The organism is Neisseria sp. P0021.S006, assembly GCF_051956895.1.
The window spans coordinates 1-3,742 of sequence record NZ_JBQCWZ010000084.1 but is presented as its reverse complement, the minus strand read 5'-3'; the positions used below and the strand labels follow the sequence as shown (position 1 = coordinate 3,742).

The window sequence follows — 3,742 nt, the reverse complement described above, 5'->3', positions numbered from 1 at the left end:
ATCGTGTTGAGTGCGGTTAAAAACAAATTATATAGCGGATTCAATCAATTTTCGATACAAGGCGTGGCAATAGTGTAGTGAAAGTGAAGGGAGCTTGAGCCAACCACGTTCAGACGGCCTTTTGCCCTTCTGCTTCGTCCACCAGCAAAAATGCCGTCAAAGCCAAAGCGGTCAATACCGCCGTCAACACCATCGCCCGTCCGTAATTGTCCGCACCAGCGCGTCCGAGATAATCGTAAATCAAAGTGGTCAGCGTCTGCCATTCGGGGCGCGACAGAAACAATGTGGCCGCAAATTCGCCGATACACGTTGCCGAAGCCAAAGTCAGGCCGCGCCGTAAGGCCGGTTTCAATAAAGGCGCGGTTACATAACAGGCCGTCTGAAAAGCGTTTGCGCCCATGGTACGCGCCGCCGCCGCGTAATCTTTGGGCAAACCATCCCATGCGGCCAATACATCTTTGGCCACAAACGGATACGCCAACAGCGCATAAGTCGCGGTCAGCAGCCACAGCGAAGCCGTCCACTGCGGATAGAGCAGCAAAACGCCAAACGCGATGCACACGGGCGACACCATAAACGGCAAAAACATCAGCGCACGCAACCACGCCATTTGCCGTGCCGCCGCCGCATACAGCACGCCCAAAACCGTTGCCGCCGCCACGGCTGCCGCAGAGAAACGGACGGTGTTCCACACAGCCGCCCACGTTTGCGCCTCTAGCAAGACTGCCCATGAAGAGCCTGCCGATACCGCCTTGAGCCATACCGCCGCCAAAGGCAGCAGGCAGCACAGTGCCAACATGACCAATACCGTTGCCGTCAGCCATTTTTCCCAAGCCCATATCGGTGCACGCGGAGGCAAAGGCGAGACCGACTTATCCACAGCGACGCGCCTGCTCCAATACGCATACAAACCGCCTGCCGCCGCCGTAACCGCCAGCACCAGCCACACCAGCACCGACGCACGCGCCATATCCAACTCGTACGCCACCAGCCGGTAGATTTCCACTTCCACCGTTGCAAAACGTTCGCCGCCGAGCAGTAAGGCCAGTCCGAAGCCTGAAAAACAATATAAAAACACCAGACACGCGCCACCGGCAACCCACGCGCGCACCACCGGCCATTCGACCCAGACAAACCGCCGCCACGCGTCCGCGCCCAAAGATTGTGCCGACAGCAACCGCGCCTGCGGCACACGCATAAATCCCTGATACGCCGAGCGCACCAAAACCGGCAGGTTGAAAAACACGTTGCCGTAAATCAGCAGCCACGGCGTGTCCTGCCAACCTGCCGCCAGCATACCGTGTGCGCCAAATAAAGCCAGTACGCCCATGCCCGCCACCAAAGTCGGCATTACGAAAGGCAGCATCAGCAGGCGCAAAACCGTGCGCCGTCCGGCAAAATCCATCCGCGCCAGCACCCACGCCGCAGGCACGCCCAAAGCTGTAACCAAGACGCAGGTCAAAACCGCCTGCGCCACCGTCCAGCCCAAGCGCAGGCGCATATAGTCATCAGCCACCACTTCCGCCCAAGCACCCTCGCCGTCGTAAAACGCCAGCGACAGCAAAGGCGCGGCCACCATGACCGCCAAGAAACCCAAAGGCAGCAGCAACAGCGCACACCGCCGAATCCAAACCTGCATCGATGCGTACCTGAGAATAAAAACGCCTATTTTAGCCCGAGTTCGGCATAGAAGGTGGTATTCCTGCCCTTGTTTTCAGACGGCCTGGGCAGCCTGATGGATAAAACTGATGTTTATTCAAAATTTTCAAACATTTACGAAATGTCTTCAAAAAGGCAACAAAATTGGTTGGGCATTTTTGATACAATCCGCCGCTTCAAAAAATCAAATAAATCAAAAACAAGGAAACATTATGACCACTACACGTCCCCAAACCTACGATACCGTCTCGCGCGCATTGCACTGGCTGACCGTACTCGGCTTCATCGGCATCCTGACCACCATCGCCATCTGGACCATTTATGACGGCGAAGAATGGGTCGGCGCACTCTTCGGCGTGCACAAATCCATCGGTTTCATCACGCTGCTGGTGATTATCGTGCGCATTGTTTGGGCCTTGCTCAATGCATCCAAACGTCCTGCCGCCGACAGCTTTGCCGCCAAAGCCGGCCACCTTGCCCTTTACGTCCTCATGCTTGCCGTTCCCGTTATCGGCATGATCCGCCAATACGGTAGCGGCCGCGGCCCGTTGAAAGTATTCGGTGTCCAAGTGATGCAGGGTTCACCTGAAAAAATCGAATGGATGGCCAACCTCGGTAACATGGCGCACGGCAAACTCGGCTGGCTGCTCTTCGCGCTGGTCGCCGGCCACATCGCCATGGTCGTCGTCCACCGCATTCAAGGCCACGACGTTTTGTACCGCATGATCGGCCGTCGTTCTTAATTTGAAACGGTAAACAGACAAGGCCGTCTGAACACAGTTTGACCAAGCAAAAACTGTTTTCAGACGGCCTTTTTGTATTTGTGTTAATCTGCAAAAGTAGGGCAGGCATTTTGCCTGACGTTGTCTAAATACTGTAAACCATACCGAGAAACACCATGACTGCTCCCATTCTCGCCATCACTTCCGGTGAACCGGCCGGCATCGGCCCCGACATCTGCCTCGATTTGGCTTTCGCCGACCTTCCTTGCCGCCCCGTTGTTTTGTGTGACAAAAACCTGTTGGCGCAAAGGGCCGGACAGCTTGGCAAGTCCGTCATCCTGCGCGATTTTCAAGCCCAAGCGGCCGATCCGTTGCCCAAGGGCGAACTCGAAGTCCTACATATTCCCTTAGCTGCCGAGTGTCGGGCGGGCGAACTCAATCCTGCCAATGCCGCGTATGTCCTCCGGCTGCTGGATACGGCGTATCAAGGCATTTCAGACGGCCTGTTTGCCGGTATGGTGACTGCGCCGCTGCATAAAGGCATCATCAACGATGCCCACGCAGGCAACGGCTTTTTCAGCGGCCATACCGAATACCTCGCCGAAAAAAGCCATACTGAACAAGTCGTTATGATGTTGACCGGCGGCGGCCTGCGCGTGGCGTTGGTGACCACCCATCTGCCGCTGAAAGACATTTCCGCCGCCATCACGAAGCCTTTAATCGAGTCGGTTGTCCGCATTCTTGAACACGATCTGCGCCATAAGTTCGGCATAGCCAAGCCGGTCATCCTCGTTACCGGCCTCAATCCCCACGCCGGCGAAGGCGGCCATTTGGGACACGAAGAAATCGACACCATTATTCCGGCGCTTCATGCCCTGCAGGCCGAAGGCATAGACGCACGCGGCCCTTATCCGGCCGATACCGTGTTCCAACCCTTCCTGCTCAAAGATGCCGATGCCGTCCTCGCCATGTATCACGACCAAGGGTTGCCTGTGCTCAAATACGCCGGTTTCGGCGAAGGCGTGAACATTACCCTCGGCCTGCCCTTTATCCGCACCTCCGTCGATCATGGCACGGCCTTGAGCTTGGCAGGCACGGGCAAAGCCGATTCCGGCAGCCTGATGACCGCCGTCCGCGCCGCGCTTGATATGGCGCACAATATGCAGAAGCAGGCCGTCTGAAGCGTGGAGGTTTAATCGTTTGCAGGCGTAATGTGTTCCCGTAAAAGCATCATTTGGGATATTTGCCTGTCGGTTTATGAAGCCGATAAATGTTTGGACAATAATCAGCGTTTTATTTTAAAAACGATATAAAAAAGGCCGTCTGAAGCCCAATGATTTGGGTTTCAGACGGCCTTTTGG

3 protein-coding genes are annotated in these 3,742 nt (G+C 55.9%); 2 read left to right on the top strand and 1 reads right to left on the bottom strand.

From position 1 onward, the window contains the following. Positions 1 to 109: 109 nt before the first annotated feature. Positions 110 to 1,639 (bottom strand): ABC transporter permease, encoded by a 1,530-nt coding sequence (locus ACTHUM_RS10800; RefSeq protein ID WP_440402878.1) that lies wholly within the window; start codon positions 1,637 to 1,639, stop codon positions 110 to 112. 232 nt (positions 1,640 to 1,871) lie between these two features. Between ACTHUM_RS10800 and ACTHUM_RS10795 the strand changes: the two genes are divergently transcribed. Together ACTHUM_RS10795 and pdxA are read left to right on the top strand one after the other, a co-directional pair. Further along, positions 1,872 to 2,402 (top strand): cytochrome b, encoded by a 531-nt coding sequence (locus ACTHUM_RS10795; protein ID WP_081948031.1) that lies wholly within the window; start codon positions 1,872 to 1,874, stop codon positions 2,400 to 2,402. Positions 2,403 to 2,557: 155 nt separating this feature from the next. Then, on the top strand, positions 2,558 to 3,562 hold the full coding sequence (gene pdxA, locus ACTHUM_RS10790) for a 4-hydroxythreonine-4-phosphate dehydrogenase PdxA (RefSeq protein ID WP_063076560.1): 1,005 nt from the start codon (positions 2,558 to 2,560) through the stop codon (positions 3,560 to 3,562). Positions 3,563 to 3,742 lie beyond the last annotated feature (180 nt).